Source organism: Parafrigoribacterium mesophilum (assembly GCF_039652555.1).
Lineage (GTDB): Bacteria > Actinomycetota > Actinomycetes > Actinomycetales > Microbacteriaceae > Parafrigoribacterium > Parafrigoribacterium mesophilum.
The window spans coordinates 941,905-968,797 of the sequence record NZ_JBDJAF010000001.1 but is presented as its reverse complement, the minus strand read 5'-3'; the positions used below and the strand labels follow the sequence as shown (position 1 = coordinate 968,797).

The window sequence follows — 26,893 nt, the reverse complement described above, 5'->3', positions numbered from 1 at the left end:
TCATCCTCGGCTGTCGATTACTCTTGAGACAAGGCTATTGGCTTTTCCCTAGGAGTTCGGTGACACAGCGTCTGCTCGCGGTCCACGCCCATCCCGACGACGAGTCGAGCAAGGGCGCCGCCACGTACGCCTACTACGTCGATCGCGGGGCCGAGGTAGTCGTCGTCAGTTGCACCGGCGGTGAGCGCGGCGACATCCTCAACGAGGCGTTGCAGGGCAGCGCGATGGCCCAGCGGGACATGGCGGGTCTGCGTCGACTCGAGATGGCCAACGCCCAGTCGATCATCGGGTTCGAGCACCGCTGGCTGGGCTATGTGGACTCCGGGATGCCCGCGGAGGGAGAGAGCCTCCCAGCCGGTTGCTTCGCTGCGATTTCCCTGGAAATATCCGCCGCTCCGCTGGTGAAACTGATCCGTGACTTCCGACCCCAGGTGCTCATCACCTACGACGAGAACGGCGGCTACCCGCATCCGGACCACATCCGTGCGCACGAGGTCTCGATGCTCGCGTTCGAGGCCGCCGCGGATCCGCTGCAGTACCCGGATGCCGGCGCGCCATGGCAGATTTCGAAGGTGTACTACGACCGCATCATGAACTCCAAGCGCATGAACGCGATGCACGCGGCGCTCCTGGCTCACGACCCGGACTCCGCCCTGCTCGACGACTTGACGAAGATCCGCCGGTGGATGCAAGAACGTCCCTACCTGGCCACCACCCAGGTGCCCAGCGGCGACTTCTTCGAGCGCCGCGACGACGCGTTGCGGGCTCACGCCAGCCAGGTGGCACCCGACAGCAGCTTCTTCTTCTGGCCCAACGAGCTGCAGCGGCAAGCATGGCCGTGGGAGGATTTCCAATTGGTGCAGTCGTCGGTGGCATCGACCGTGCCGGAAACCGATCTCTTCGCCGGGATTGCCGACAGCCACGAGGGGGAATGATGACGGTCCTGCATTACCTGTGGCTCGCGACGCCCAAGCCGGATTTCGACCCCAACACGGTCACCCCGACCTGGGTGGGGTTCCTCGCCACGTTCCTGGTCGCCGGCGCGACCATCCTGCTGATGTTCGACCTGACCAGGCGGGTGCGCCGGGCACGCTACCGCGGGGAGATCCGCGAGAAACTCGAAGCGGAACGGCTCGCGGACGAGGCCGAGCATCTCGCCAACGGCGAAGAGCCCAGGGACTCCTAACCCAGCACCGGCGGAACCGTCGCCACCAGGAAGATCGCGCTCCAATGGCACAGGAACGCGAGCAGGGTGAGCGCGTGGAAGATCTCGTGAAATCCGAATCGGCCAGGGAATGGATTCGGTCGCTTCAGCGCGTAGATCACCGCCCCAATCGTGTAGAAGATACCGCCGACCAGGATGAGCGTCATCATGGCGGCATTAGCCGTGAAGAAGTCGACGATGAACGCGAGCGACGCGTAGCCGAGCAGAAGGTACAGCGGCACGTACAACCAGCGCGGAGCGCCGATCCAGAAGACGTTGAACGCGATCCCCAGGCCGGCCCCGACCCACACCAACCACAGCAGCAGGACCGCCTTGTCGTGCGGCAGGGCGAGCACGGTGATCGGTGTGTAAGACCCGGCGATCAGCAGGAAGATGTTGGCGTGGTCGATGCGTTTCAAAAGGCGCTTCGTGCCCGGCTTCCAGTCAAACCGGTGGTACAGGGCCGAGATGCCGAACAACAGCAGCGACGACAGCACGAACACCAGCGAAGAGACCCTCGCCGCGGGCGTGACCGCGGAGACGATGAGCACGATTCCGAGCACCACCGCCACCGGAAACGTCGCCGCGTGAATCCAGCCCCGCCAGGTCGGTCTGGCCTCCGTCTCGGCGATCGCGGCGTCGAGAAGCGGTAGATTCACCGGCTCCGCATCATCGTCCGACGGGCCCGTGTCGTCCTCCGATTCACCTGCCACCAGATCAGCTTAGGGCCGCCAACTGCGCCCCGGTGCAAATGCGGCCGCCCGCGAGGGACTAGCGTAGGCCTGTGCGAGAGCGGGAAGTCCCACTGGGGCAAGGTATCCTCTACGGGCTGTACCAGAGCCGGATTCGACGGTGGCTCGCGAGCCAGGATCTGCCGAAGCACGTGGCGATGATCCTCGACGGCAACCGACGCTGGGCTAAGGCGCGCGCCTTCGAAACTGCGGCATCCGGGCATCGTGCGGGCGCCGCCAAGTTCCGCGAATTCCTGATCTGGTGCGACGACCTCGGGATCAGGGTGACGACGCTGTACCTGTTGTCGACAGACAACCTCAGCGGACGCACGCCACGCGAGTTGCATGAGCTGTTCCAGATCATCGCAGACCTTGCGGAAGATGTCTCCCACTTCCGCAACTGGCGGGTGCAGCACGTCGGCTCGCTGGACGGCCTCCCCGACGAGCTGGTGGCGGTTCTTGCGGCCGCGCAGGCCCGCACCAAGGACAACACCGGTCTGCACATCAATTTCGCGGTTGGCTACGGCGGTCGACGCGAGATCGCGGATGCGATGCGCAGCATCGTACGCGAGCTGGACAGCGAAGGCGGTACCCTCGATGACCTGGCTGACCGGTTGACCCCGGAACTGATCGCCAGCCATCTCTACACCGGTGGCCAGCCCGACCCGGATCTGGTGATCCGCACCTCGGGCGAGCAACGGCTCAGCGACTTCATGCTGTGGCAGAGCGCCCACAGCGAGTTCTACTTCGTCGAGGCGCTGGGACCCGACCTGCGCGAAGTGGACTTTCTCCGCGCCCTGCGTGACTACGCGCGGCGCCAGCGCCGGTATGGGAGTTAAGACAGTGACCACGATTGAGGAATTCGCGGCAGGGTTCGACGAGGATCCGGGTTACCTGAACTTCGCCAGCGTCGGCCCGCTCGGCCGCGCGGTACTCGAGGAGGAGCAGGCGCAGGCCGAGATGCTACGCCGAGCACGGTTCGGCAGCTTGGACACCCTGCTCGACCAGGACCAACGGGTGCGCGACGCCGTGTCCGCTCTCACCGGATTCCGGCCTGACCAGGTGGTGTTCCAACCCAACACCAGCACCGGGCTGATGCACGCGATGTTCGGAATCACCGGCGGTGTTGCTCTCTCGCCGGCCGAGTTCCCCAGTACCACCTTCGCCGCGGTGCGGGCCTCCCAGTCGCTCGGTGTGCTGAGCCCGGTGTGGCTGCAGACCGACTACGGCCGTGTAACGCCCGGCACCGTCCGCGATCAGATCACCTCATCCACCGCCGCGGTCGCGGTCAGCCTGGTGGACTTCCGCACCGGCTACCTCGCCGACCTCGACGGCATCCGGCAAGTCATCGGCGATCGCCTTCTGATCGTGGATGCGATCCAGGGCTTCTCCGTGGTGGACGCACCGTACCAGGTGGCGGATGTTGTGGCATCCGGAGGGCAGAAGTGGGCACGCGCCGGGTGGGGAACCGGGTTCTTGGCGCTGAGCGACAGGGCAGTGGAACGCTTGACTCCGGTGTTCTCCGGCTTCAACGCGACCGACGAGGACCTGCCGCTTGATGAGGTGATCGCGCCGAGCCACGGCGCCGCCGCATTCAGCATCAGCAATCCCAGCCCGATGGCGCAGGCGAGGTTCGCCACGGCTCTCGAGGAGATCTACGGCGTTGGGGTGGAGCAGATCGCCAGTTCGGTGCGGGACAAGACCGAACGGCTGCTGGCCATCGCGGATGAGTTCGGCATCCCTGTCTCCTCCCCGAGGAGTGACACGGAGCGGGCCGGGATCGTCGTGCTCGAACCGGCCGCCGACCAGCTCACCGTGCTCACCGCGTCCCTGTTCAATCACGGCGTCAGCGCCACAACCAGGCAGGGCACCGTGCGGCTCAGCGCTCACGTCACCACCGACGAGGAGACTTTCCAGATGCTGAGGGCCAGCTTCGCCGGCTACGCCGCGGCGGTCAAGATCTGAGTTTGGCCGCCTTGGCGTGTCGGAGGTTGCCGGTTCTGTGGCGGGGTCGTAGCGTCTGTGTTATCGGGCAGGGTGCCTGATCGAAGCGGCCACATCAGTAGCGTTTCGCGGATGACAACGGTCGTCTTCGTGAGAAGGAACCGGATGCTGAGCATCCGCGGATGGAGACCATCGTGGCCCCGACTACCGTGACCCCTCAGACCGACGCCGCACCATTCGGCACACCCCACCACCAGCAAGCCGAACTCACCTACGTTCTCGACACATCAGTGCTGCTGTCGGATCCCGGTGCCATCTTCCGCTTCGCCGAACACGACATCGTTCTTCCCGTGGTCGTGGTCAGCGAACTGGAGGCGAAACGCAACGACCCGGAGATTGGCTACTTCGCCAGGCAAGCGTTGCGCAACCTCGATGAGTTGCGGATGAAGCACGGCAGGCTCGACTACCCGATCGCCATCGGCCATGGCGGGTCGCTGCGCGTCGAACTGAACCATTCCGGCCAATCGGTGCTGCCGTCCGGGCTGCAGTTGGGCGACAACGACTCGCGCATCCTTGCGGTGGCGCTGAATCTTGCCAATGACGGCCTCGCGGTCACCGTGGTGTCCAAGGACCTGCCGTTGCGGGTGAAAGCGGCCTCTGTCGGTCTTGCCGCGGAGGAGTACCGAGCCGAGCAAGCCGTCGATTCCGGCTGGACCGGCGTCGCCGAGATCGACCTTTCTGCCGAACAGATGTCGGCCCTGTACGACTCCGAAGAACTCAGCAGCCGGCTGCTCGGCGATTTGCCAGTCAACACGGGGCTCGTCGTGCACTCGGAGCGTGGCTCGGCGCTCGGTCGGGTCACCAGCCGCGGGCAGATGCGTCTCGTGCGCGGCGACCGGGAGATCTTCGGTATGCACGGCCGGTCGGCCGAGCAGCGGCTGGCCATCGATCTGTTGCTCGACCCCGAGATCGGAATCGTGTCGCTCGGCGGGCGCGCCGGCACCGGCAAGTCGGCGTTGGCACTCTGCGCGGGCCTGGAAGCGGTGCTCGAGAAACAGCAACACCGCAAGATCATGGTGTTCCGTCCGCTGTACGCCGTGGGCGGGCAGGAACTCGGATACCTGCCAGGGGATGCCGCGGAAAAGATGAATCCGTGGGCTCAGGCGGTGTTCGACACCCTCGGTTCCGTCGTGTCCCAGAACGTGCTCGACGAGGTCGTGGAGCGCGGCCTGCTGGAGGTGCTCCCGTTGACGCACATCCGCGGCCGTTCGCTGCACGACGCGTTCGTGATCGTCGATGAGGCGCAGTCGTTGGAGCGCAACGTGCTGCTGACGGTGCTCAGCCGGATCGGGCAGAACTCGCGCGTGGTGCTCACGCACGATGTCGCACAACGCGACAACCTGCGAGTGGGCCGCCACGACGGTGTTGCGGCCGTCATCGAGAGGCTGAAGGGGCACCAGCTGTTCGGCCACATCACGCTGATGCGTTCGGAACGCAGTGCGATCGCCGCGCTCGTGACGGAAATGTTGGAGTCGGGCGATATGTCGTGACGGCTCGCCCTCAGCGGCGAGCGTCTAGGGTCGAGTAGTGAACTTCCTCCTCATCGTCGCGGCGACCCTCCTCGCCCTGCTGGTGTGTGCGCTTCTCGCACCGCGGCTGCTGTGGAGGACCGTGATCGGGTGGAGTTACCGCGACGCCTATCGCAACGAGCCCAGCGCGGCGGTCTTCGGTCTCTACCGGCTGGTGGCGTTGATCGGCATCGTCGCCGTCGTCGCGACGGGGATCGCCGTCATCCAACCGACGACCGGGGACGCCACCGCCGGGAAGCCGCACACCGCGGTGCAGCGGATGTGGGGAGCACCTTCCCCTGTGGTGGTCAACCGGGTCATCATGCCCCTGGACGAGGCTCCCGTCGGACTGGTCGATCAGCCGCTGCTCGGCTATCAGGCGGTGGACGGCATCCGGCGCCAGCCCAGTTATCTGTTCGCGCTGCCCGAGTTCAGGCAGAAAGACGCCGTCGAAGCGAACGGTCTGGTGGGGGTTCCGCCGGCGCCTGGCCTGGTGGCGTTGGACACCGCTGACCTGGTCGTTCAGGTGAACGGGGACCGGCGATGCTTCCCGCAGCGGGTCGTGGTGCACGAGGAGGGGGACGTCGTCACGGTGGGTGTCTTCTACGGGCAGGCGAACCCGTCCGACGGGTCGAACGTCGTGCACGTGCGCGACTGCGATCCCACACCGGCCGAGCGCGCCGGAACCTCGGTGCTCGTTCCGTTGCAACTCTCTGACGCGCTCGGGTCGCGGGAGGTGCACCAGCTCGACGGTGCGCCGGTGAGGCGCGTTCAGGTCGCGACGGGGTGAACAGCGCGGCTTAGCCGGGGTGGGTCATACTGAGCACATCGAGTGCGGTGTCCAGTTGCGCAGTTGTGACTTCGCCGCGCTCCACGAACCCGAGGTCGATGACTGACTCGCGGATAGTGATGCTCTTCGCAATGGCGTTCTTGACTACCTTCGCTGCTGCCTCGTAGCCGATTACCCGGTTGAGCGGGGTGACGATGGACGGTGACGATTCCGCCAGAGCGCGGGCGCGCTCCACATTTGCGACGATGCCGTCGATGGTGGTGTCCGCCAGCAGCCGGGTGGAGGTGGACAACAGCCTGATGGACTCCAGCAGCGCGGTGCCCATCACCGGGATGGCCACGTTCAGCTCGAACGCACCGGATGCCCCAGACCAGGCGATGGTCGCGTCGTTGCCGATCACCCGCGAGCAGACCATGAGCACCGCCTCAGGGACGACCGGGTTGACCTTGCCCGGCATGATCGAGGAGCCGGGCTGCAGGTCGGGGAGGTGGATCTCGCCGAGCCCGGTGTTGGGCCCTGACCCCATCCAGCGCACGTCGTTGCAGATCTTGGTGAGGCTGACGGCGATGACACGCAACGCTCCGGATGCCTCGACGAGGCCGTCCCGGGCGCCCTGCGCTTCGAAATGATCTAACGCCTCGGTCAGTGGCAACCCGGTGTCCTCCGCGAGCAGCGCGATGACCTTCTGCGGGAATCCGAGTGGCGTGTTGATGCCGGTGCCGGTGGCGGTGCCGCCGAGGGGTACTTCGGCGACCCGCGGCAGGGCGGAGGTGATCCGGTCGACGCCCAGTCGCATCTGCCGCGCGAATCCGCCGAACTCTTGGCCCAGAGTCACCGGGGTCGCATCCATCAAGTGCGTGCGGCCCGATTTCACCACGGTCTTCCACTCGTCCGCCTTGGCGGCCAGGGAGTCGCCCAGGCGCTCCAGCGCCGGGATGAGGTCGTGCAGCAGGGCCCCCGTGACGGCGACGTGCACCGAGGTCGGAAAGACGTCGTTCGAGGACTGGGACGCGTTCACGTGATCGTTGGGGTGCACGGGGGAGCCGGAGATGGCGGTGGCCCGCGTCGCGAGGACCTCGTTCATGTTCATGTTTGACGAGGTGCCGCTGCCGGTTTGGTAGACGTCGATCGGGAACTGGTCCAGGTGCTGGCCGTCGATGATCTCGTCGGCCGCCGCCACGATCGCGTCGGCGATCGTGGCGTCGATGATGCCCAGTCGGCCGTTCACCGTCGCTGCGGCCCGCTTGATCCTGGCCAGTGCCACGATCTGTGCTGGCTCAAGGCCGGCTCCGGAAATCGGGAAGTTATCGACCGCACGTTGGGTTTGGGCGCCGTACAGCGCCGCGGCGGGCACGCGCACCTCGCCCATGGTGTCGTGCTCGATGCGGAATTCCGGGGAGTTGGTCACAGCGTTGACTCTTTCTGTTACTCGTGAACTGGGGAAGATGGCGGGGTCACACGGTCCCGACGACGGTGTGCGGAACGACGTTGCCTTCGCGGAGCCGGTAGTTGGCGCCCACAATGGCCAGCGTACCCGCGGCGATCGCGGCGCTGATGATCTCCGAACCCCGCACAAGAGCCGCCACGGTGTCCCGCACGTGCTCGCGACCGACCTCCGCGGCATCCGGCTCAGCCAGCTGTGGATGCTGATCCTTGACCCTGCGTGCGGCGGGGATGATCGGTTCGATGAGGCTGGCAATGTGCGGCGGCAGGGTGGCCGACTCGGAACCGAGGCTGTCGATCGCGGCCCGCACCGCGCCACAGGTGTCGTGACCGAGCACGACGACCAGCGGAACGTGCAGGATCTCCACCGCGTATTCCAGCGAGCCGATGACAGAGTCGGACACGATATGACCCGCGTTGCGGACGACGAACAGATCGCCGAGGCCCTTGTCGAAGATGATTTCCGACGACAGCCGGGAGTCGCTGCAGCCCAGCAGCACCACGTGGGGTGCCTGATCGTCGGCCAGTTCGCTGCGCCGTTCCACGTCCTGGTGCGGATGCTCGGGGACTCCCGCCGTGAACCGCTCGTTGCCGGCGCGCATCTCTTCCCACGCCTGCGCCGGCGTGAGCGTCATGGTGGCACCCGCCTCGGTGGCGGGCTGGCTGGCGGTTCCCTGAAGTGCGGACGTGCTCACTGTGATGCCTTTCCTGTCGTTTCAAACTGCTTTGCTAGCGCGGTCGCCAGCGTGTGGAATTCGGAGGTTTTCGCGGTGCCGAACAGTACGTATGCGCTGGACCCACGCGTGGTCGACATCGCGTAGGCGAGGTTCCCAGGATCGCGCGCGTCGCGCCGGTCGTACACCTTCCAGGGCACCGCAGCGATGACGGTGGTGCCGGTCGCGCGGCTGCCGGAGAGCTGATTCGCGATCCAACTGTCGCCGCCCTGGATGCCCTGTCTCAGACCGATGAATTGATCGCCCGGAGTGAGGAAGCCGACATACCACGACACGACCCCGTCGCTGCTTTCGGAGTTCAGTTGCGCGGAGTTGGCCGACCAGCCACCGTCCAGGTGCGGCGCGGCGAGCGGCGCGGCGATGCCCGACTGAGCCTGTCGCGCGACGGCGAGGTAGTCCACCTCGGGGAGGTTCGGAGCGGTGGGACGCACGGCGACGAGGATCACCGCGAAAACGACGGCGAGACAGGCGGCCAGCGACAGCAGCAAGTTCGTGGCGGTCTGGCGCGACCGGCGCTTCTGTGTGGCATCCGCCTTACGCTGCGCGGTTTCCTCCGCGGTTTCCGCACGGCCGAGTTCCGCGACGATGTGTTGGTCGGTCGCGGAGGTCGTCTGGTCGTGGTCCGAAGTCATGCCGTTCAGTTGCCCGCGGTGCGTTGCTGCGAGTCCCGCTGTTGAGAATCGCGCTGTTGAGAGTCCCTCTGTTGTGAATCACGCTGCGCGGCATCCAAGCGTGCGGCGTCCAGTCTGGCCTTTGCGCCGATCAACCACTGCTCGCAGCGCTGCGCCAGGGCCTCGCCACGCTCCCAGAGGGCGATGGAGTCCTCTAGCGTCGCGGTGCCCTGCTCCAGCTCGGACACGACCCGGACCAGTTCGTCGCGAGCCTGCTCGTAACTGAGACCGCCGTTCGCAAGCGCCTCGTCGTTCGGCGCCGCGGTGTTTGTCGGACCGGTGTTCGTCGAGTCGGTATTAGTCACATCGGAGTTCCTGGCAGCGCTGTCTGTCGATGTCGTCTCCACGATGCCATTCTATCGGCGCGGGTTTTGACCGACCTCTTCCCGGTCCACGGTGGTGGACAGCGCACCGCGGGCGAGCGTGAGGAGGAGAGGTGTGCCCGCCGGCGCATCCTTCGAGTCCCGCACCAGCGCACCGCCGGGCAGGTGCGCGATGGCGTATCCGCGGTCGAGGGTGCGCTGTGGCGACAGCGCCCGCAACTGCGCGCGCAAGTCCCTCACCCGTGCCACCGACTTATCGATGAGCACGTCCATCAGTTCGGCCCCCCGCCCCACGTAGCGCGAGAGCTCCTCGGCCCTGGAATCGACCAACCAGTCCGGGGAGGCGAGCACCGGCCGGGTGCGCAACTGTTGGAGTTTGTCGATTTCGATGCCGATGAGGCGGGTGACTCTCATCGTCAGCCGTGCGCGTGCCTGCTGAACCCGGTTGAGTTCCTCGGCGACATCCGGCACTACGCGTTTTGCGGCGTCGGTGGGGGTGGATGCCCGCAGGTCCGCCACGTCGTCGAGCAGTGGGCGGTCGGCTTCGTGGCCGATCGCACTGATGATCGGGGTGGTGCATGCGGCGGCGGCCCGGACCAGCCCCTCATCGCTGAACACCATCAGGTTTTGGAAGTCGCCGCCGCCGCGCGCCACGACGATCACGTCGACCTCGGGGTCCGCGTCCAACCGCTTCAGGGCGGCGGTCACCTCGCCGGCCGCCCGGTCGCCCTGCACGGCGGCGTACGCGATCCGGAATTTCACCGCCGGCCAGCGCAACTGCGCGTTGCGCAGCACGTCCTTCTCGGCATCGGAATCCTTGCCGGTGACCAGTCCGATGCACCTCGGCAAAAATGGGATCCGCTTCTTGCGCGCCAGATCGAACAGACCCTCGGCCGCCAGCTTCGTGCGCAACCGCTCCAGCCGTTCCAGGAGGTCGCCGAGACCGACGTGACGCATCTCGAAGACCTGCATGGTGAGGGTGCCGCCCTTGACCCAGTAGTTGGGCTTGACCAGCGCCACAACACGGTCGCCCTGCCGCAAGTCGCTCGGGAGTCTGCCGCGCACCGACGACCAGATGGTGAATCCCACGGTGGCATCGACGCTGAGGTCTTTGAGCTTGCCGTACACGTTCCCACCGGAGACGCCCCACTGGGTGATTTCACCCTCGGTCCACACCGAACCCAGACGGTCGATCCAACCCTTGATCTTCGAGGACAGCAGCGCGACCGGCCACGGAGCGTCCACCGTAGGCGGGGCATCCGCGATCGTCATGGTGGTCCTTTCCAGGTTCCGTGGAATCCCTCAGCCTACAATTGGCGCGTGGGCAGCATAGCCGAGACAGCATGACCGAACAACGACCGCGTCCCCGGTACGGCGAGTACGCGACCCCTCAAGCGCAAGCCGAAGCGATGGGTCTGCCCGCAGCGGCACCCGCCTCGCCCGGCATCCCGCAGCAGCTGACGCCACCGGCGACCGGGCATCCGGCACCGGCTCTCCGGAACGTACGCTCTGACGACGTTGCGCATCGACGGGAACAGACCAACCTGATCGTCACCGTCACCTTGCTCGCTTTGGGACTCGTCAACATCGCCATGAGCATCGGCAGTTACGCGAACCTGGGCACGACCATCCAGAGTGTCTACGACCAGCTCGGCTACGGGACCTACACGTCCGGTGCGCTGGCCTCGTCACTGGGTCTCGTCGCGATCGCGGTCAGTGTCGTGGTCTGGCTCGCGACCGCAGCCGTGAGTACCTTGTTGATCCGCAAGCACCGGATATCGTGGTGGCTGCCGCTGGTCGGGGCCACGCTGCTGTTCATCACGATCGCGGTCATCATGACCGTGGCCGTGGTCTCCGACCCTGCTTTCATGACTTATCTGGACAAAATGGGCTCATAACACCGGCTCAAATCTGGGGCTGCCGCGAGTCCCTATAGGTGATTATGATTCCGCGATGTGCAAAATCATCGTCGGGACATTCAGGGGCTTCGAGCCGTAGCCGTACTGCTGGTCATAGCGAACCACTTCCTCGGCTGGCCGAGTGGCGGATTCATCGGTGTCGATGTCTTCTTCGTGATCAGCGGATACCTCATCACCGGGCTGCTTCTACGCGAACACGAACGCACCGGCACAATCTCATTGGCCGAGTTTTACCGGCGCCGAGTCAGGCGCATCCTGCCGGCAGCGCTCGCTGTTACCGTAACAACGCTCGCCGTCGGGTTTGTCGTCTTCACCAGGTCACGATCGGCGGCGCTGTTCACCGACGGCGTTTGGGCGACTCTCTTCGGTGCTAACTGGCGATTCATCATCACCGGCACTGACTACATGCACGCCGGTGATGCGGTTTCCCCGCTCCAGCATTACTGGTCGCTCTCGATCGAGGAGCAGTTCTATTTCGTTTGGCCGCTCATCCTGCTGTTGACCCTCGCGATCGCCGTGCCCCGGCACCGCCGCAGGGCGGCAGTGGCAATCGCCGTCATCGGAATCGCGTCCTTCGGGTTTGCCGTTTGGGAGACCTCCGTGTATCCGACTGTGGCGTATTTCTCAACATTCTCGCGGATCTGGGAACTGGCGAGCGGGGCTCTCCTGGCGATCTCTGCTCCTCGTGTTTCAGCGATGTCGGAGGCATTTCGCCCGTTCCTCGCCTGGGGCGGACTCGGCGTCATTGCGGCAAGCGCGCTGCTCATCAACTCGGAAACACCATTTCCAGGCCCGTTCGCCCTGGCGCCCATCGCCGGAACTGCGGCGATCATTGCTGCCGGCGTCGATAGACGCCGACCGCAGCCCTGGCTGCTCACCAATCGCGCGGCCAACTATGTAGGAGATATCTCGTATTCGCTGTACTTATGGCATCTGCCGTCTTTCGTCATTGTCGGTCTCTTTCTCGCCAGCACGCCGCGACGCTATCAAGCCGCTGCACTCGTCGTGACAGCAGCATTAGCCGTCACCACTTTTCATCTGGTGGAGAATCCGATCCGGCGAACGCGCCATCAGGTTCGTATCGTGAGGCCGGCACTCGCGGTCTTGTGTATTGTCGGCTGCTCGGTCCTCGTCGTCAACATTGCTCCTCGTACTTCGGTTGCCGTCGCTCAGGGGCGGGTGTATCGCACTGGTCAGAGCCCTGCCCTCCGTGCTCTCTGGAAAGGCATCGACGCTGCGTTGATGATGAAGGCATGGCCGAAACTCACGCCATCTATCGATACCATCGGCGCCGACGACAAGGCTCCGGCGTGGGTGAGTGACGGCTGTTTGGGGCACTCAACCGGAGCGCTCGCGAATCCGGTTGCCAACGCCAAGCGCTGCGATTACGGGAGCCCTTCCGCGCAGAAGTTAGCCGTTGTGCTGGGGGACTCGGTCGCCATCAGCTGGGTTCCGGGAATACGCAAAGCGCTTGAACCGCGGGGCTATCGCGTGGTCGTGCTGACAATGGCAGAATGCCCGGTCGCGGACGTGGAGACCTACTTAGGCGATGGTTCCGCAGTGCCGGAATGCTCTAGGTTCCGGCATTGGGCGCTGTCGTATATCCAGAGCCTGCACCCAGCAGTTGTCGTGGCCTCGGATGCTGCGTCCACTATCACTCGTCTGGTGAGCGGTGCCAAGGGCGCTGCGTCAGAAACGGAGTGGGAGACCGGTATGCACAGGTCACTGGCGTTGATAGCAGAGGCCAGCGAGCGAGTCGTGGTGTTGCAGAGCCCGCCCACCGGCAAGGGATTCGACACTTGCGCTATCCTGCGAAGCACACCAGATGCGTGCTTGCTGTTGCGTCCGCCGGAAGACGAGTTGACAGAGAAGGCCGAGCGAGCGGCGGCGACGGGACTTCCCGTGGACTATGTCGACACGGCGTCGTGGTTTTGTGGGCCCCAAGGCCGCTGCCCGTCATTCGTGTGGGACACCCCGGTACTCGCCGACAGGTCGCACCTCACCGCGGCGCACAGCAGGAACCTGTCCGCCGTCCTGGCGGATGCCATCCTCTCACCCGCGATGAACGGCAGTTAGCCGATCGACTTGCCGGCCGAGCCCAGCTGCTGGGCCGCGAGGATGACCCGCTTGGACATGTCGGTCTCAGCAACTTTGCCCCACGCGCGCGGGTCGTACTGCTTCTTGATGCCCACCTCGCCGTCCACCTTCAGCACGCCGTCGTAGTTCTTGAACATGTAGCCCGCGATCGACCGGGTGAAGGCGTACTGCAGGTCGGTGTCCACGTTCATCTTGATCACGCCATTGGCCACGGCTTCGGCGATCTCGGCATCCGACGAACCGGATCCGCCGTGGAAGACCAGGTCGAGTGGCTTATCCGCAGTGCCGTACCGGCTGGCCAGACCCTTCTGGATGTCACCGAGCAGCCCGGGACGGAGTTTCACGTTGCCGGGCTTGTACACTCCGTGCACGTTGCCGAAAGTGAGCGCGGTGATGTAGCGACCGTTCTCGCCCAAGCCCAGCGCCTCCACCATCGCCACCGCGTCGTCCAGGGTCGTGTAAAGGTGCTCACCGGCCTCGTTGCTGACGCCGTCCTCCTCGCCGCCGACCACGCCGATCTCCACCTCCAGGATGGCGTGGATCGCCTTCATCTTGGGCAGCAGCTCGGAGGCGATGCGCACGTTCTCGGCCAGCGGCACGGCGGATCCGTCCCACATGTGGGACTGGAAGATCGGATTGCGCCCGGCCTTCACCTCGGCCTCGGATGCCTCGATGAGCGGCATCACGAATCCGTCTAGCGCATTCGCCGGGCAATGGTCGGTGTGCAGGGCCACCTTGATCGGATAGTTCTTCGCGACTTCGGTGGCGAACGCGGCGAAGGCGAGGGCCCCGGATGCGCGTGCCTTCACCGACTGGCCGGCGAAGTAGTCCGCACCGCCGGTCGAGATCTGCAGAATGCCGTCCGAGCCCACCTCGGACAGGCCCTGCAGGGCGGCGTTGACCGTCTGGGACGACGACACGTTGAAGGCGGGGTACGCGAAACCGCCCGCCTTGGCGGCGTCGAGCATTTCGGCGTATTGATCGGGGGTTGCAACAGGCATTGGTGTCTCCTTCACAGCGGGGTTCACACGGTGAGGCTCCCGGAGTGCGGGGCCCTCACTTCACGAGTCTATTGATTCGGGATGGTGCTCTCCCTCCCGATGTTAAAACGCGCGAAGCCTTAAGAATCCCTGATCTTTCGTCCGACGGTGACAAACGTCCGCAGTGGGCGCTCAGTAGGGTTGAAGAGTGAACAATGATGCCTCTGGCCCGGTCCTCAACCCCGATCGCAACCTCGCCATGGAACTGGTCCGTGCGACGGAAGCGGCCGCGATTCGAGCCTGGCCGTTTATCGGCCGCGGCGACAAGAATGCGGCCGACGGTGCCGCAGTGGATGCCATGCGCAAGTTCCTCGGGACCGTGGATTTCGACGGTGTCGTCGTTATCGGCGAGGGTGAGAAAGACCACGCACCGATGCTGTTCAACGGTGAGCGCGTCGGTACCGGCAAGGGTCCGGCCTGCGACATCGCGGTCGACCCGATCGACGGCACCTCGCTTACCGCGGCGGGACGGCAGAACGCGCTGTCGGTGATCGCCGTCTCCGACCGCGGCAGCATGCTCGACGCGTCGTCCGTCTTCTATATGGACAAAATCGTTGCCGGCCCGGAAGGTGTCGGCGTGCTCGACCTGCGCAAACCGATCGGTGAGAACATCCGGGCGCTCGCGAAGGCCAAGCACAAAGAAGTGGGCGAAATCACCGTGGCGGTGCTCGACCGGCCCCGGCACGCCCAGCTGATCGACGACATCCGCGCGGCCGGCGCCGGTACCCGCCTCATGCTGGACGGCGATGTGGCCGGCGGCATCAACGCCGCGCGGTACGAAAGCCGGATCGACATGTGTGCCGGCACCGGTGGCAGCCCCGAGGGCATCACGACCGCCTGCGCAATCAAGGCACTCGGTGGCTTCATGCAGGCACGGTTGGCACCGCGCAACGACGAGGAGCGGCAGCGGGGCGCGGATGCCGGGCTCGACCTCGATCGGGTGATGGACGCCGACGACATGGTCAGCGGAGACAACACCTTCTTCGTGGCAACCGGTGTCACCGACGGCGGGTTGGTGGAGGGCGTGCAGCGTAAGGGCCCGATCATCCGCACCGAAAGCATCATCCTGCGCTCCCGTTCCGGCACGATCCGGCGCGTGCGGGCCGAGCACCAAATCTCGAAATGGCTCTAAGCCGCTCCTGTCACCACGCCGGTAGCGTCACCCGGCCCTGAGCTCACCCGCGGCTGTCAGCCGTTGCTGCGGGAAACTCCTGCGCCCACCGGGTCTAGTTCCTGCTGTGCCGGCGTGGTGGTCAGCTCGAACGCGGTCAACTCGCGCGGCGACTCTTCAATCCCGGAGAGCGTACCGAGCACCTTCGACTCGTCCAGCGCACTGAGTTTGCGCGCGCTTGGCAGTACCTGACGCTCCAACGAGCCCACGAAGGCGTTGTAGTCCTTGACGCTCCTCTCGATCGAACGACCCAGCTTCTCCACGTGGTCCGACAGCTTCGAAAGCCGGCCGTACAGTTCCCGGCTCAGGTCGAACAGCATCTTGGCATCCTCGGTCAGCACGTTTTGCTGCCAACTGAATGCCACCGTCTTCAGCACCGACCACAAAGTGACCGGCGAGGCCAGCGCCACGCGCTTGCCGAACGCATAGTCCATGATCGACGGGTCCGCCTCGAGCGCGCTGGAGACCAGCGACTCACTCGGGATGAACGCGATGACCAATTCGGGGGAAGCGTCCAGGCCCTCCCAATAGGTCTTGCTCGCCAGCGTGTCGATGTGTGCGCGCAAGGCCTTCACGTGCTGCTTGAGCAGGTGCTCGCGTTTCGCGCCTTCCTCGCCGACGGCCGTCACGAGGATCTGACTGGCCTCCAGGTACGCGTTGAACGGCACCTTGGCGTCCACGGCGATGTTCTTGCCGCCCGGCAGATGCACGACCATGTCTGGCCGGCCGGCTCCGGCATCCGAGCTGATATTGGACTGCACATCGAAGTCCACCCGCTCGATGAGTCCGGCGGCTTGCACCACGTTGCGCAGTTGGGTTTCGCCCCACACGCCGCGAGTGCTGTTGCTTTTCAGCGCCGCCGCGAGCGTCTCGGCCGTCTGGCGCAGACGCTCCTCGGATTCGGTCGCCGACCTGAGTTGCTGGCTCAACTCGCCGTGTTGGCGGCTGCGCTGCGTTTCGAGCTCGGTCACCTTGTGCTGCATCGTTCGGAGGCTCTCCTGCACCGGGGTCAGCAACTGCAACACCTTGCTTTCGGCGCGCTCCCGCTCGGTGCGCGCCGCCTGTTCGGCGCGCTGCCGCTCCAGCAGCTCCCGGTGCTGTTCCTGCAGCCCGGACACCTGCTCACGCAGCGCCTGCGCGGTCGCCTGCGCCGAGGCGAACTCGGCGGACAGCGCCGTCCGCGCCTCCTGCTCCTGCGCGCGCAGTTCGCTCATGGCGGCCTCGTGCCGGGCCTGTAGCACCTCGGGATTCTCGCCCACCGGCATGCCAACGCGCGACCTCGCCTTGAGCACACCGATGACGGCGCCGAGCCCGATTCCTACCGCGAGACCGATGAGTAGAGCAACAAGAGGATCCATGCGTCCAGTGTCGCAGGCGGCACCGACATTGCTGCCTCGTCGGCCCGGCGTGCTGGGTCTCGTAGTGCCCGGGATCCCAGTCAGGCGGTTGGCGGCGCCACTTTGTTACCGGCGCGCCTGTTCGAGCGGGCGCGCCGATGACAAAGTGGCGCTCGCCGAGGTGGCCCCGATCGCGCCCAACGGGATGCCCAGGATGCTCCCGAGCTCCTCGAGCGAGTCGACGCCGGCGCGTCCCGCGGCGTGCACCATGATCGCCGCGCAGGCCCGGGAGTCGTCCAGGGCGTCGTGGTGGTGGAAGTCCTCGAATCCGGCGGCCATCGCCGCCACCGGTAGCCGATAGGAGTCGAGGTTGTAGGTCTTCCGGGCCACGCGCAGGCTGCAGAGGTAGCTGAACGCCGGGCAGTCGACGTAGGAAGCGGCGCAGGCGGCGGCGATCACGCCCATGTCGAAGCCGGCGTTGTGGGCCACCAGCGCGTCGCCGTCGGCGAAGGCGACCAGATCGGGAAGCTGCTCGCTCCACAGCAGCGCCCCCTCGACATCCGGCGCCATAATCCCGTGGATGCGCGTGTTCCACTCGTTGAACGAGTCGTACCCGGCCGGCGGTCGGATCAACCAACCGGCCTCGTCCACCACGACGCCGCCGCGCACCTTGACCAGCCCGACCGAGCACGCGGACGCGCTGTTCGAGTTGGCAGTTTCGAAGTCGATCGCGGTGAAGTTCAGGCTCATGGGCCGATCGTCTCACGCGCATCCGACCCGACCCGGTAGCGACGCCCCGCGACCCTGGCGAAGCAGCCCGGTACGATGGACCCTCGTGGCTCTCACTATCGCAATCGTCGGACTTCCCAACGTGGGCAAGTCGACCCTGTTCAACGCCCTCACCAAGAATCAGGTGCTCGCGGCGAACTACCCGTTCGCGACGATCGAGCCCAACATCGGCATCGTCAACCTGCCGGATGCCCGCCTGAAGGTGCTCGCGGAGCTTTTCGACTCCGAGCGCATCCTGCCCGCGCCGGTGTCCTTCGTCGACATCGCCGGCATCGTCAAGGGCGCCTCGGTCGGGGAGGGTCTCGGCAACAAGTTCCTCGCCAATATCCGCGAGGCCGATGCCATCGCCGTGGTCTCCCGCGGTTTTGCGGACCCGGATGTGGTGCACGTCACCGGGACGGTTGACCCGGCCGATGACCTGGAGACGATCAACACCGAACTGATCCTCGCCGACCTGCAGACCCTCGAGAAAGCGATCGAACGCTATGAGAAGGAGGTGCGCACCCGGCGCACCGCGCCCGAGGTGCTGAAGACCGCGCAGGAGGCCGCAACCTGGCTGAACGACGGAAAGCCGCTGTCCGCCTCGACGATCGACCTTGAGCCGATCCGGGAACTCGGCCTGCTCACCGTCAAGCCGTTCATCTACGTGTTCAACGTGGACGAGGCGGTGCTCGGTGACCAGGCGCGCCGGGATGCGCTCGCCGCGCTGGTGGCCCCGGCCAAGGCCATCTTCCTGGACGCCAAGCTCGAGTCAGAGCTGATCGACCTCTCTGACGAGGATGCCGCCGAGCTGCTGGCCTCCACCGGGCAGGCCGAGAGCGGCCTCGACCAGCTGGCCCGGATCGGCTTCGACACGCTCGGCCTGCAGACTTACCTCACCGCCGGCCCCAAGGAATCGCGCGCCTGGACCATCCACAAAGGCTGGAAGGCCCCTCAGGCGGCCGGGGTCATCCACACCGACTTCGAGAAGGGCTTCATCAAGGCCGAGGTGATCTCCTTCGACGACCTGGTCGCCACCGGCTCCATCCACGAGGCCAGGGCCAAGGGCAAGGCCCGCATCGAGGGCAAGGACTACGTGATGCGCGACGGCGACGTCGTCGAGTTCCGCTTCAACGTCTAACGTTATTGGCCTACGGCGTTGGGCACCCACGGCCCTTGAGTCCAGAATCGACCTAACGTACAATATCCTGTACTTAGGAGACGACATGCGCACCCTGTCATACTCAGAATCCCGGGCGAACTATGCGGCAACGCTCGACGCGGTGCTCGACGACCGCGAAGAGGTCGTGATTACACGTGCGGGCAAGGATTCAGTGGTGATTGTCGCCCTCGATGATTACGAGTCTCTTAAGGAGACTGCTTACCTGCTCCGCAATCCGGCGAACGCGCGGCGCCTGCTCGCATCCATCGAACGGCTCGAGGCTGGCCAGGGAGTTGAGCGCGAGCTTGTCGAATGAAGCTTGTTTGGGATGAACACGCCTGGGAAGACTATCTCTACTGGCAGATGCAAGATCGCAAGATTCTAAAGCGCATCAACGCGCTGATCACCGATATACAGCGGAACGGCAACGATGGCATCGGCAAACCCGAAGCGTTGAAGCATGGCTTCCACGGATTCTGGTCTCGCCGGATCACCGACGAACACCGACTCATCTACAAGGTGACAGAAGACTCGGTGCTGATCGCACAGTCCCGTTACCACTACGAATGACATCGGCAATCGGGTGTATTGCCGTCGTAACGCCCTGAGCCCGAGTCACGGCCCGCCGCTACCCAGCAGGCGGTGAATCACCGCTCGATGCGCACCACCGAGTATTCAGTGTCGGGCGTCGGCGGAGTGTCGAACCGCGCGTTCGGGAGGTAGAGCGCGTTGCCGAACCTCGCTATGGTCGTTGGCACCTGGAAGTCCGCATCCGTCCGCTGATCGACGAGTTCGCCACTGGTCCCTGCGGCATTGAGCCGGATGACGGCGACCGTGTTCGACAGGTTTTGCACCACATACAGTGTGCGGCCGACGACGAGCAGACCGTCGCCGTTGGTGAGCACCACGCCGCCCAGGTCGACGGTCGTAGCGACGCCGGTCGCCGGATCGACGCGGAACAGGATGCCGGTGGATGACTGGATCACCAGCAGCGCCTGATGATTCGGTGTTTCCGCGATGCCGTTGGCGTTGATGCCGGGCTGCTGCACCCAGTCGCCGGTCAGCGGGAGGACCTCGATTGCATCCGGGTCGGGGAGGGCGCCGCCCGGTCCGAGGGGAAGCTTGTAGAGCTGGGCCTGCGAGCTGTCCGTGAACCATGCGGCGTCGTGTGTGAGAACGACGTCGTTGATGAACGACGGCTCCGTTGTGAGGGTGTAACTCTGGATCAGGGCACCCGTGGCGGCATCCACGACCCGCGCCTGGCCGGTGGGCCCGCCCGCGATGAACAGCCGGCCCCGGTTGTCGATCTTCAGACCGACCGACGGCGTGCCGGGGCCTTGAAGGGTGGTGATCTGTTCGCCGGTGCGCACGTCGAACACGTAGACGTCTCCGTCGACCAGTGAGCCGACGTACCCGGTGCCACCGGGGCCGATCGCGATTCCCTCGGGTTGGAACGCGTCGGGCAGCGCGATCACATCCTGGAAGTGGCCGGGTGGCGCCTGCGGTGCGGCAAGGGCGGTGGGTGTTCCTGTAGCCAGCAAGAGCGCACCCAACGCGGTGGCGGACAGTGTACGTGCGACGATGCGACTGAACATGCGGTCAAAATACTCCGGCTCGGGCATGCGTCAAGGGGTTTGGGCAGTATCACAGGATGGTGTGGCCGTATCGAATTGCCCTCGCGGATGTCACAGGCGGATGTCGGTCGGTGTCTCATCTCTAGGAACACGATTCGTCGACGACATTGGAGAAGACATTGACCATTCAGACCCGCATCCCCCTGACCGAGATCAACGGCGCGTACGGCGCGCTCGTGAAATTCGCTGCCCGCAAGAAGTTGGGCTTTGTACCCAAGTCCGTCGGTGTGCTGTGGCACCACAAGGCTGTCATGAAGGACTCCATGGGTATTGGCGGCAAGGTCGAAAGTTGGCGCGAACTCGACCAGAACCTTGCGTCGTATGCAACTATGGCTGCGGCCGCCACGGTCGGCTGCAGCTTCTGCCTCGATCTCAACTACTTCATGGCGCACAATCATGGGCTCGACGAGGCGAAGGTCCGCGAGGTACCGCGCTGGCGAGACTCCGCCGTCTTCACCGCTACCGAGCGCAAGGTCATGGAGTACGCGGAGGCCGCCAGCCAGACACCGCCCACCGTAACCGACGAGCTGTCGGATGCGCTCCTGGCCGAACTCGGCCCGGCGGCGCTGGTCGAACTCGCCGCACGCGTGGGGTTCATCAACATGTCGGCGCGCATGAACATAGCGCTCGGCATCCACTCGGAGCAGTTCGCGGATGCCTGTGGCCTTCCCCCGCTTGCCGTTCCCTCAGCCGCCTCCAGCGCGGCATAGGCTCCCGGCATGGGTAGTCTCGCGCGCGCCGACGAGGATCCGTTCGTAGTCCACCGGGGGCTGCTGTTCACCGTCGCGTATGAGCTCCTGGGCTCAGCGGCGGACGCCGAGGACGTGCTGCAGGAGTCCTGGATCCGGTGGGCGGCGGTGGACGTGTCCGACATCCGCGAGCCGCGGGCGTACTTGGTGCGCCTCGTGACTCGGCAGGCGCTCAACCAGCTGCGCACCGTGGCCCGGCGCCGCGAGGAGTACGTGGGCGAGTGGCTTCCAGAACCGCTGCTGATAAGTCCCGACGTGGCGGACGACGTCGAACTCGCGGAGAGTCTCTCCATCGCGATGCTCACCGTGCTGGAGACACTCGGGCCCGACGAGCGCGCGGTCTTCGTGCTGCGCGAGGTCTTCGACGTGCCATACGACGAGATCGCGGATGCCGTTGATAAGACCCCGGCGGCGGTCCGGCAGATCGCCCATCGAGCGAAGCGCCACGTCTGGGCCCGCCGCCCCAGGGTGCGCGTCGTTCGCTCCGAGTTCGAGGAAGTGGTTGGCCGTTTGGTAGCGGCGATGAATACCGGCGATCTTCAGGGTCTCATGGATGTGCTCGCGCCCGACGTGGTCTCGGTCGGCGACGGCGGGGGGAAGGTTCAGGGCGCAGCGCGGCGGCCGATCGTGGGCGCCGACAAAGTGGCGCGCTACGTGTTGGGCGGAATGGCGAAGACGCGCGGCGCGGTCGCCGCAGTCGCGACGAGGGTCAACGGGGAACCGGGGATCCGGATGGAAATGGGCGGGCGAGTGCTCGCGGTCCTGGGCGTGGCCATCGACGGCGGACGGATCACGCGCATCTTTTCGATCGCGAATCCCGACAAGCTCGGCCGGATCGATGAGGAGGCCGCCATCAGCCGGTGACGGCGACGCACCGATTCCCAGGGCTCACGCCCCGGGCCGGTTCTTCCCCGCCCATGGGTCGTAGTCGACCTCCAGTTCCGCCTGCTTCGGTCGTTCCTTCTCGGGCACGTGCTGGAGGTTCACGCGGATGCGATACCAGAGCGAGCTGGAGCCGCGCATCCCGTCGACTAAGACGTCGGCCGGCTCGAGTAGCGTCACGACCCCCGGATGCTTCTCCTTCCAGCGCTCCAGACCCGCGAGCGCCTCAGACTTCGTCTTCGCCCGGGCGATCTCGATCAGCGGCATCCTCGACGCGCGCCGCCCCGAGCCATCCGACGACGCCTTCGGCGGTTTCTCGGCGGGCCCCAGCTCTTCGGCGAGGGCAAGCAGGTGGTCCAGGCTGCCTGCGGAGTCATCGATACCGGATGCCGGGTCACCACGCTCGGCGAACCGCTCGAGCACCGACCGCACGGTGAACTCCTCCGGCCGGGACCTCGGCACCTCGGCCCAGTTCAGTGGCGTCGACACGCGCGCATCCGGAAGCGGGCGCACCGAGTAGGCGGATGCGACGGTGCGGTCTTTCGCGTTCTGGTTGAAGTCGACGAACACGCTCTCGCCGCGTTCCTCTTTCCACCATTTGGCGGTGGCGATGCCGGGCGCTCTCCGTTCGACCTCCCGAGCGAGGGTCTCGGCGGCGAGCCGCACGTCCCGGTAGTCCCACCGCGGCTGAATCCTGGCGTAGATGTGGATGCCGCGGGAGCCAGACGTCTTCGGCCAACCGACCAGGCCGTGATCGGTCAGCACGTCGCGCGCGATCATCGCGACGTCGACGATCTGCTGCCAGTCGGCGCCCGGCATCGGGTCGAGGTCCACCCGCAGCTCGTCCGGATGGTCCAGGTCCTCGGCCCGGACTGGATGCGGGTTGAGGTCGATGCAGCCGAGGTTCACCACCCAGGCCAGGGCAGCGGCATCCCGGACGACGACCTCTTCGGCCGAGTTGCCCGACGCGTATCTGAGCGTGGCGGTCTCCAGCCACTCCGGCCGATTATCCGGGGCGCGTTTCTGGAAGAACGCTTCGGCCCCGATGCCCTTCACGAACCGCTTCAGCACCATCGGCCGTCCCGCGACCCCGTGAAGCGCACCGTCTGCCACGGCCAGGTAGTACCGCACCAGCTCAAGCTTCGTGATGCCCGGCTCGGGGAACACCACCTTGTCGGGGTGGGAGATTCGCACCTCGCGGCCGTCGATCTCCAGCACCTCTGCCTTGCTCGTCGCCGGGCTCACGGGCTCACCATAACCCCGCGCGATCCCGACGGACAGGGCGTGCTGGTCAGCCGTCGACGGATGTGGCGAGTGACTCTGGTCGACGGAAGTCGTCACCGATCACGGCGCCCGGATCAGCCGGCAAGCGCAACCCCGTGGATGAAGTCACCGACGGATGACGCCAGCAGCGCCGCCACCCCGTCGGAGCCGAGGGCTGAGGAAGCGCGAACCTTCATCCCATGGTCCGCGTCGGGCACCGCGACCACCCGGATGCGTCCGGTGCCGGGGACGTACTGCGCGAGCTCGGCCGTGAGCTCGGCCGCGGTGCCGAAGCTGTCTCGCTCACCCTGCAACACCAGCGTCGGCACCCGAGGCAGCAGCAACTCAGCCAAGCGCGATCGCGCCGGATTATTCGGCGGGTGCAGCGGAAAGGCGAGGCAGACGACGGCGGCCGCTCCGGTGGCCGCGGCGGTTCGGCAGGCCACGCGCGCACCGGCGCTCCGGCCGCCTACCACGAGCGGCAGCTGGCCGGCCAGTTCCCGAACCTGAGAAAGGGTGTCCAGCCATGCCACATCCAACGCCGCCGGCCGGGGAGCAACCCGCCGTCCGGCGGCCCGCCAGGGCTGTTCGTGGCGGATGACCGTGATTCCAAGGCCCGGCAGCCGAGCGGCCAGCGCGGTCAAGTCCCTGGCCTCGATGCCGCCGCCGGCACCGTGGCCCGACCAGAGCACCGCTACCGGTGCGTCCGCCGGATCCAGCACGAGGCGCCCCGGACCCAGCGATGTGGGCGCGATGACATCCATAGCTCCAGAACCTACGCCTGCGCTGGGGATTCAGGGTGACGAGCTGCCTCGCCCGGCTCGCCGTCCCGATCCCTCTGCGCGGCCAGCCTGTCCAGGTCGGCGGCGAGAAGTCGCATCCGTCCTGGCCGGGCACGCGTGTAGAAGGAATCCACCACGATGGCCGAGCGGTCGAGGCCATCCTGCACCTCCCGTGAGACGTCGGCCCACGCGTCTTTGCGGGCGCTCTCAACGAGGTTCACCAGGTAGGCGCGGTCGTCACGGAGCCCACGCAGGCTGTCGACGAGAGATCCCAAAACGGCACGGCGCACCCGCAGGTTCTTGGTGTCGGCCAACCGGTAGTCATGCGCCCGGACGGCGCGGCCGGAGCGGTACTCGATCGAGTGGAGCGCTCGGGCGACCCGCTCGCCGTCCTGCTCGAATTCGTCCGCCAACTCTTCCAGGACGCCGGCTGCCGCGTCAAGGTACTGGGCTGCGTCGTACGAGCCCGATCCGCTCAACGCCCCGACGATGATGATGTTTTTGAGTGCCATCCGTCCGGCGTGTTCGGCCAGCATCAGGCCGTCCGAGGTCGCTTCGGCGACGGAGGGCGGCTTTGGTGTGGGGAGCGCCGACTCGTCGAAGGGCTTCATCCTCACCCGTCGCGTGTGATGAAACCAGTGCCACGCGCGTTTCACACTTCACTCCGGTCCGGCTCCGTCACCCTTTGGTCGAGCCTAGCCAGTTGACTTGACCAGGTGTGTCGACCAGACCCGAATCGATCATTTAATCGGTAGGAACAGGTCGCGACCGCGAGCCCTTGACCTCCGTGGTGCCCACGAGTAGCGTTACCGCACCCAATTAGAGAGGTCGCCATCATGCCCGAGTTCATGGATGTTCACCACCATATGGCAGGTATCACCGCCGAGGATTTGCGGGCGGCTCACGACGCGGACCTCGCCATCCAGGACGAGGAGGGCGTTGACTTCAAGACGGCCTGGGCGGACCCGGAATCCGGGATGGTGTTCTGCCTGTCCGAAGCCCCGTCCGCGGAGGCGGTCAAGCGCATCCACGAGCGCACTGGGCACCCGGCGGACGAGGTACATCCGGTGCCGCTCGTCGTGTGACGGTGCGTCATCGATTGCTTCGAATCGGCCGCTGGGAAAGGCGGATCGCGATGCAATTCCGATTGAGCTAGCGGGCGTGGCAGGCCGGGTGCTGTGCTGTCGGGAAGTTTTTCTTGCGTTCGGCGCCGTATTGCCGGTATAACTTGAGCGATTACGACATGTTTGGGGGAAACATGAAATTCGTCAGCAAACTCGGGGGTGCCGCCGTCGTTGCGGCCGTCGTGATGGGGATGGTCGGGCTTGGTGCGACATCCGCCCAGGCTGCGACCGAGGACGACGTCGCCTCCTGGATCACCAGCACCGCGCTCGACCGGCTCGGCGTCGAGGTGCAGGATGCCAGTCTTGCCGACGCGCTGAACAGCGCCATCCACGACGCCGTGGCCGCCGGACTCATCTCGGTCGAGGTGCAGGACACCGCGCAGTCCGACATCGACGATCCGGATGCGGTCACCGACGACGAGGCGGACGGCGTGCTGGACGACGAACTCGAAGACCAGACCGGACAGTGGCAGGACATCGCGGCGGAGTGGCACGCGGCGTTCGATGAGATCAAGGCCGACTTCGTCCAGTGCCGCGAGGCGGCGACCGGCGGAGCGAACGACTGCGCACATCAGTTCCGGTACGACATGCAGGTGAACCACGTCAAGGCGTGGCAGGCACGGCAGGCCGCAAAGCTCGGCGACATCTCCGCGCTTCCGCAAGAAGAGCAAGACAGCGCGTTGCAGAAGTTGCAGGAGCAGGGTGCCCGTGCCGAGGCGCGCCTCGCGAAGGCGGCGGACCTGCTCGAGCGTCAAACCGGTGACGACGGGCAGACCAGTGACCAGAGCCAGTCCGGCGACGAGGCGGACAGTGGCGACAGCCAAACGGACAGTACCGAGTCCGCGGACGGCACGAAGCAGAAGTCCAATGAGCGCGGGCACGGCAATAAGCACAACGCGAAGGCCGACAACGCGCGAGCGAACCGCGGTGGCGGTCAGGGGAACTCTGGTCGATGAGGCGGTGGCGTAACAGTAAGGGACTCGCCGCCGCTTTACTAGCCTGTGTGCTGGTGTGCGGTGGAATGACCGGTTGCGCCAGCGTGCCGGCCAGTCCCGAATCGGCGATTTTGAGCGGCCCCCTGCCCGAGGACGTCACGGCAAAGAACGTGCTCGCCGCAGCGATCCTGCTCTCGACATCCGACATCGACGGCGCAGTGGCTGAAGGGCTGGTGACTCCGGCGGAGGTCGATGCTGCGAAGGTCGCTATCGAGGACGGCACGCTCGACCTGTGGCGGCAGCGCGCCGAGAGCGACCAGGCCCGCTAGGTTTCCGGCTCGATCACCGGACGGGTTCGGTCAAGCGGGGAGACTCCGTCTCCACCGGGAGCTAAACTGGCCAGATAATCGAATATCGGGCCACAACACGATGCGGGAGAGTTCACCCACGCTGGTGAACACCGAAGGAGCAAGCCTCCCCGCCAATCTCTCAGGTCTTCCGTACCGCATCGAATTGGCCACTCTGAAAAGCGAATCGCGAAGCGATTCGGATTGAGCTCGCCGAAATCATCGGGCTCAATTCGGACCGGTCCGGTTCCGCCCACGGTGCAAATCGGCCACGG

Annotated in this window: 30 protein-coding genes and 1 riboswitch; of the genes, 17 read left to right on the top strand and 13 right to left on the bottom strand. The window is 65.8% G+C overall.

What is annotated here, in order from left to right; all coding sequences use genetic code 11:
• The first annotated feature begins 59 nt into the window (after nucleotides 1-59).
• On the top strand, nucleotides 60-935 hold the full coding sequence (gene mca / locus ABFX56_RS04590) for a mycothiol conjugate amidase Mca (RefSeq protein WP_346232085.1): 876 nt from the start codon (nucleotides 60-62) through the stop codon (nucleotides 933-935).
• A complete protein-coding gene (locus ABFX56_RS04585; RefSeq protein ID WP_346232084.1) occupies nucleotides 935-1,186 on the top strand; it encodes a hypothetical protein in 252 nt (83 codons plus the stop codon). The genes mca and ABFX56_RS04585 overlap by 1 nt, the downstream gene beginning before the upstream one ends.
• Here the strand turns inward: ABFX56_RS04585 and trhA are convergent.
• A complete protein-coding gene (gene trhA, locus ABFX56_RS04580) occupies nucleotides 1,183-1,917 on the bottom strand; it encodes a PAQR family membrane homeostasis protein TrhA (RefSeq protein ID WP_346232083.1) in 735 nt (244 codons plus the stop codon). The genes ABFX56_RS04585 and trhA overlap by 4 nt on opposite strands.
• Before the next feature lie 71 nt (nucleotides 1,918-1,988).
• Here trhA and ABFX56_RS04575 point away from each other — a divergent pair, with 71 nt between their 5' ends.
• The 4 genes from ABFX56_RS04575 (at nucleotide 1,989) to ABFX56_RS04560 (ending at nucleotide 6,237) form a co-directional block, all read left to right on the top strand.
• Complete coding sequence (locus ABFX56_RS04575; protein ID WP_346232082.1) at nucleotides 1,989-2,774, top strand: isoprenyl transferase; 786 nt, start codon at nucleotides 1,989-1,991, stop codon at nucleotides 2,772-2,774.
• 4 nt (nucleotides 2,775-2,778) lie between these two features.
• On the top strand, nucleotides 2,779-3,900 hold the full coding sequence (locus tag ABFX56_RS04570) for an aminotransferase class V-fold PLP-dependent enzyme (RefSeq protein WP_346232081.1): 1,122 nt from the start codon (nucleotides 2,779-2,781) through the stop codon (nucleotides 3,898-3,900).
• A gap of 161 nt (nucleotides 3,901-4,061) precedes the next feature.
• Nucleotides 4,062-5,429 carry an RNA 5'-3' helicase PhoH2 gene (gene phoH2, locus ABFX56_RS04565; protein WP_346232080.1) on the top strand — a complete coding sequence of 456 codons (1,368 nt, stop codon included), beginning with the start codon at nucleotides 4,062-4,064 and terminating at the stop codon, nucleotides 5,427-5,429.
• Between the two features lie 37 nt (nucleotides 5,430-5,466).
• Entirely contained in the window at nucleotides 5,467-6,237 is a 771-nt protein-coding gene (locus ABFX56_RS04560) for a DUF6199 family natural product biosynthesis protein (RefSeq protein WP_346232079.1), read from the top strand.
• Nucleotides 6,238-6,247: 10 nt separating this feature from the next.
• On the opposite strand, the gene ABFX56_RS04555 is transcribed toward ABFX56_RS04560, so the two are convergent.
• The 5 genes from ABFX56_RS04555 to xseA are packed head-to-tail and all read right to left on the bottom strand — an operon-like array spanning nucleotide 6,248 to nucleotide 10,680.
• Nucleotides 6,248-7,645: a class II fumarate hydratase gene (locus ABFX56_RS04555; protein ID WP_346232078.1), complete on the bottom strand. Its 1,398-nt coding sequence runs from the start codon at nucleotides 7,643-7,645 to the stop codon at nucleotides 6,248-6,250.
• Between the two features lie 46 nt (nucleotides 7,646-7,691).
• Nucleotides 7,692-8,315 carry a carbonic anhydrase gene (locus ABFX56_RS04550; protein WP_346233150.1) on the bottom strand — a complete coding sequence of 208 codons (624 nt, stop codon included), beginning with the start codon at nucleotides 8,313-8,315 and terminating at the stop codon, nucleotides 7,692-7,694.
• 56 nt (nucleotides 8,316-8,371) lie between these two features.
• A complete protein-coding gene (locus tag ABFX56_RS04545) occupies nucleotides 8,372-9,046 on the bottom strand; it encodes a DUF4245 domain-containing protein (protein WP_346232077.1) in 675 nt (224 codons plus the stop codon).
• A 5-nt stretch (nucleotides 9,047-9,051) separates the two neighbouring features.
• Nucleotides 9,052-9,390 (bottom strand): exodeoxyribonuclease VII small subunit, encoded by a 339-nt coding sequence (locus tag ABFX56_RS04540; protein ID WP_346233149.1) that lies wholly within the window; start codon nucleotides 9,388-9,390, stop codon nucleotides 9,052-9,054.
• Between the two features lie 51 nt (nucleotides 9,391-9,441).
• Nucleotides 9,442-10,680, bottom strand: coding sequence for an exodeoxyribonuclease VII large subunit (gene xseA, locus ABFX56_RS04535; RefSeq protein WP_346232076.1), 1,239 nt, complete (start codon nucleotides 10,678-10,680; stop codon nucleotides 9,442-9,444).
• 71 nt (nucleotides 10,681-10,751) lie between these two features.
• Between xseA and ABFX56_RS04530 the strand changes: the two genes are divergently transcribed.
• Together ABFX56_RS04530 and ABFX56_RS04525 are read left to right on the top strand one after the other, a co-directional pair.
• Nucleotides 10,752-11,306, top strand: a complete 555-nt coding sequence (locus ABFX56_RS04530) for a DUF6264 family protein (RefSeq protein ID WP_346232075.1) — start codon at nucleotides 10,752-10,754, stop codon at nucleotides 11,304-11,306.
• A 57-nt stretch (nucleotides 11,307-11,363) separates the two neighbouring features.
• Nucleotides 11,364-13,403, top strand: coding sequence for an acyltransferase family protein (locus ABFX56_RS04525; RefSeq protein WP_346232074.1), 2,040 nt, complete (start codon nucleotides 11,364-11,366; stop codon nucleotides 13,401-13,403).
• On the opposite strand, the gene fbaA is transcribed toward ABFX56_RS04525, so the two are convergent.
• Nucleotides 13,400-14,425: a class II fructose-bisphosphate aldolase gene (fbaA, locus tag ABFX56_RS04520; protein WP_346232073.1), complete on the bottom strand. Its 1,026-nt coding sequence runs from the start codon at nucleotides 14,423-14,425 to the stop codon at nucleotides 13,400-13,402. The genes ABFX56_RS04525 and fbaA overlap by 4 nt on opposite strands.
• A gap of 238 nt (nucleotides 14,426-14,663) precedes the next feature.
• Between fbaA and glpX the strand changes: the two genes are divergently transcribed.
• Nucleotides 14,664-15,596, top strand: a complete 933-nt coding sequence (gene glpX / locus ABFX56_RS04515; protein ID WP_346233148.1) for a class II fructose-bisphosphatase — start codon at nucleotides 14,664-14,666, stop codon at nucleotides 15,594-15,596.
• A gap of 56 nt (nucleotides 15,597-15,652) precedes the next feature.
• Here the strand turns inward: glpX and ABFX56_RS04510 are convergent, their stop codons facing one another.
• Entirely contained in the window at nucleotides 15,653-16,993 is a 1,341-nt protein-coding gene (locus ABFX56_RS04510; RefSeq protein ID WP_346232072.1) for a DNA recombination protein RmuC, read from the bottom strand.
• 105 nt (nucleotides 16,994-17,098) lie between these two features.
• Complete coding sequence (locus tag ABFX56_RS04505; protein ID WP_346232071.1) at nucleotides 17,099-17,722, bottom strand: 3'-5' exonuclease; 624 nt, start codon at nucleotides 17,720-17,722, stop codon at nucleotides 17,099-17,101.
• An 85-nt stretch (nucleotides 17,723-17,807) separates the two neighbouring features.
• On the opposite strand from ABFX56_RS04505, the gene ychF reads away from it, so the two are divergent.
• The 3 genes from ychF to ABFX56_RS04490 all read left to right on the top strand — a co-directional run bounded on the left by ychF (nucleotide 17,808) and on the right by ABFX56_RS04490 (nucleotide 19,472).
• A complete protein-coding gene (gene ychF / locus ABFX56_RS04500; RefSeq protein WP_346232070.1) occupies nucleotides 17,808-18,881 on the top strand; it encodes a redox-regulated ATPase YchF in 1,074 nt (357 codons plus the stop codon).
• Nucleotides 18,882-18,966: 85 nt separating this feature from the next.
• Nucleotides 18,967-19,218: a type II toxin-antitoxin system Phd/YefM family antitoxin gene (locus ABFX56_RS04495; RefSeq protein WP_346232069.1), complete on the top strand. Its 252-nt coding sequence runs from the start codon at nucleotides 18,967-18,969 to the stop codon at nucleotides 19,216-19,218.
• Nucleotides 19,215-19,472: a Txe/YoeB family addiction module toxin gene (locus ABFX56_RS04490; protein WP_346232068.1), complete on the top strand. Its 258-nt coding sequence runs from the start codon at nucleotides 19,215-19,217 to the stop codon at nucleotides 19,470-19,472. The genes ABFX56_RS04495 and ABFX56_RS04490 overlap by 4 nt, the downstream gene beginning before the upstream one ends.
• A 77-nt stretch (nucleotides 19,473-19,549) precedes the next feature.
• Here the strand turns inward: ABFX56_RS04490 and ABFX56_RS04485 are convergent, their stop codons facing one another.
• Nucleotides 19,550-20,497 carry an NHL repeat-containing protein gene (locus tag ABFX56_RS04485; protein WP_346232067.1) on the bottom strand — a complete coding sequence of 316 codons (948 nt, stop codon included), beginning with the start codon at nucleotides 20,495-20,497 and terminating at the stop codon, nucleotides 19,550-19,552.
• 158 nt (nucleotides 20,498-20,655) lie between these two features.
• On the opposite strand from ABFX56_RS04485, the gene ABFX56_RS04480 reads away from it, so the two are divergent.
• Both ABFX56_RS04480 and ABFX56_RS04475 read left to right on the top strand, forming a co-directional pair.
• Nucleotides 20,656-21,246, top strand: coding sequence for a carboxymuconolactone decarboxylase family protein (locus tag ABFX56_RS04480; protein WP_346232066.1), 591 nt, complete (start codon nucleotides 20,656-20,658; stop codon nucleotides 21,244-21,246).
• Between the two features lie 9 nt (nucleotides 21,247-21,255).
• Nucleotides 21,256-22,149 (top strand): RNA polymerase sigma-70 factor, encoded by an 894-nt coding sequence (locus ABFX56_RS04475; RefSeq protein ID WP_346232065.1) that lies wholly within the window; start codon nucleotides 21,256-21,258, stop codon nucleotides 22,147-22,149.
• A gap of 24 nt (nucleotides 22,150-22,173) precedes the next feature.
• On the opposite strand, the gene ligD is transcribed toward ABFX56_RS04475, so the two are convergent.
• From ligD to ABFX56_RS04460, 3 genes are all read right to left on the bottom strand, one after another.
• Nucleotides 22,174-23,412, bottom strand: a complete 1,239-nt coding sequence (ligD, locus tag ABFX56_RS04470) for a non-homologous end-joining DNA ligase (protein ID WP_346232064.1) — start codon at nucleotides 23,410-23,412, stop codon at nucleotides 22,174-22,176.
• Between the two features lie 113 nt (nucleotides 23,413-23,525).
• Complete coding sequence (locus tag ABFX56_RS04465) at nucleotides 23,526-24,194, bottom strand: alpha/beta hydrolase family protein (protein WP_346232063.1); 669 nt, start codon at nucleotides 24,192-24,194, stop codon at nucleotides 23,526-23,528.
• An 11-nt stretch (nucleotides 24,195-24,205) separates the two neighbouring features.
• Nucleotides 24,206-24,829, bottom strand: a complete 624-nt coding sequence (locus ABFX56_RS04460) for a hypothetical protein (RefSeq protein ID WP_346232062.1) — start codon at nucleotides 24,827-24,829, stop codon at nucleotides 24,206-24,208.
• Between the two features lie 219 nt (nucleotides 24,830-25,048).
• Between ABFX56_RS04460 and ABFX56_RS04455 the strand changes: the two genes are divergently transcribed.
• The 3 genes from ABFX56_RS04455 to ABFX56_RS04445 all read left to right on the top strand — a co-directional run bounded on the left by ABFX56_RS04455 (nucleotide 25,049) and on the right by ABFX56_RS04445 (nucleotide 26,600).
• Nucleotides 25,049-25,297 (top strand): SCO4226 family nickel-binding protein, encoded by a 249-nt coding sequence (locus ABFX56_RS04455; protein WP_346232061.1) that lies wholly within the window; start codon nucleotides 25,049-25,051, stop codon nucleotides 25,295-25,297.
• A gap of 173 nt (nucleotides 25,298-25,470) precedes the next feature.
• Nucleotides 25,471-26,292 (top strand): hypothetical protein, encoded by an 822-nt coding sequence (locus ABFX56_RS04450; RefSeq protein ID WP_346232060.1) that lies wholly within the window; start codon nucleotides 25,471-25,473, stop codon nucleotides 26,290-26,292.
• Between the two features lie 65 nt (nucleotides 26,293-26,357).
• Nucleotides 26,358-26,600: a hypothetical protein gene (locus tag ABFX56_RS04445; RefSeq protein WP_346232059.1), complete on the top strand. Its 243-nt coding sequence runs from the start codon at nucleotides 26,358-26,360 to the stop codon at nucleotides 26,598-26,600.
• A gap of 93 nt (nucleotides 26,601-26,693) precedes the next feature.
• Nucleotides 26,694-26,787: riboswitch (glycine riboswitch) on the top strand.
• Nucleotides 26,788-26,893 lie beyond the last annotated feature (106 nt).

What these genes read in the sequence shown, in the direction of transcription:
- ABFX56_RS04585 (WP_346232084.1), top strand. Translation starts at nt 935, where the DNA reads ATGACGGTCCTGCATTACCTGTGGCTCGCGACGCCCAAGCCGGATTTC.
- phoH2 (WP_346232080.1), top strand. Translation starts at nt 4,062, where the DNA reads ATGGAGACCATCGTGGCCCCGACTACCGTGACCCCTCAGACCGACGCC.
- ABFX56_RS04550 (WP_346233150.1), bottom strand. Translation starts at nt 8,315, where the DNA reads ATGACGCTCACGCCGGCGCAGGCGTGGGAAGAGATGCGCGCCGGCAAC.
- ABFX56_RS04545 (WP_346232077.1), bottom strand. Translation starts at nt 9,046, where the DNA reads ATGACTTCGGACCACGACCAGACGACCTCCGCGACCGACCAACACATC.
- xseA (WP_346232076.1), bottom strand. Translation starts at nt 10,680, where the DNA reads ATGACGATCGCGGATGCCCCGCCTACGGTGGACGCTCCGTGGCCGGTC.
- ABFX56_RS04530 (WP_346232075.1), top strand. Translation starts at nt 10,752, where the DNA reads ATGACCGAACAACGACCGCGTCCCCGGTACGGCGAGTACGCGACCCCT.
- fbaA (WP_346232073.1), bottom strand. Translation starts at nt 14,425, where the DNA reads ATGCCTGTTGCAACCCCCGATCAATACGCCGAAATGCTCGACGCCGCC.
- glpX (WP_346233148.1), top strand. Translation starts at nt 14,664, where the DNA reads ATGGAACTGGTCCGTGCGACGGAAGCGGCCGCGATTCGAGCCTGGCCG.
- ABFX56_RS04510 (WP_346232072.1), bottom strand. Translation starts at nt 16,993, where the DNA reads ATGGATCCTCTTGTTGCTCTACTCATCGGTCTCGCGGTAGGAATCGGG.
- ABFX56_RS04505 (WP_346232071.1), bottom strand. Translation starts at nt 17,722, where the DNA reads ATGAGCCTGAACTTCACCGCGATCGACTTCGAAACTGCCAACTCGAAC.
- ABFX56_RS04495 (WP_346232069.1), top strand. Translation starts at nt 18,967, where the DNA reads ATGCGCACCCTGTCATACTCAGAATCCCGGGCGAACTATGCGGCAACG.
- ABFX56_RS04490 (WP_346232068.1), top strand. Translation starts at nt 19,215, where the DNA reads ATGAAGCTTGTTTGGGATGAACACGCCTGGGAAGACTATCTCTACTGG.
- ABFX56_RS04485 (WP_346232067.1), bottom strand. Translation starts at nt 20,497, where the DNA reads ATGTTCAGTCGCATCGTCGCACGTACACTGTCCGCCACCGCGTTGGGT.
- ABFX56_RS04475 (WP_346232065.1), top strand. Translation starts at nt 21,256, where the DNA reads ATGGGTAGTCTCGCGCGCGCCGACGAGGATCCGTTCGTAGTCCACCGG.
- ABFX56_RS04465 (WP_346232063.1), bottom strand. Translation starts at nt 24,194, where the DNA reads ATGGATGTCATCGCGCCCACATCGCTGGGTCCGGGGCGCCTCGTGCTG.
- ABFX56_RS04455 (WP_346232061.1), top strand. Translation starts at nt 25,049, where the DNA reads ATGCCCGAGTTCATGGATGTTCACCACCATATGGCAGGTATCACCGCC.
- ABFX56_RS04450 (WP_346232060.1), top strand. Translation starts at nt 25,471, where the DNA reads ATGAAATTCGTCAGCAAACTCGGGGGTGCCGCCGTCGTTGCGGCCGTC.
- ABFX56_RS04445 (WP_346232059.1), top strand. Translation starts at nt 26,358, where the DNA reads ATGACCGGTTGCGCCAGCGTGCCGGCCAGTCCCGAATCGGCGATTTTG.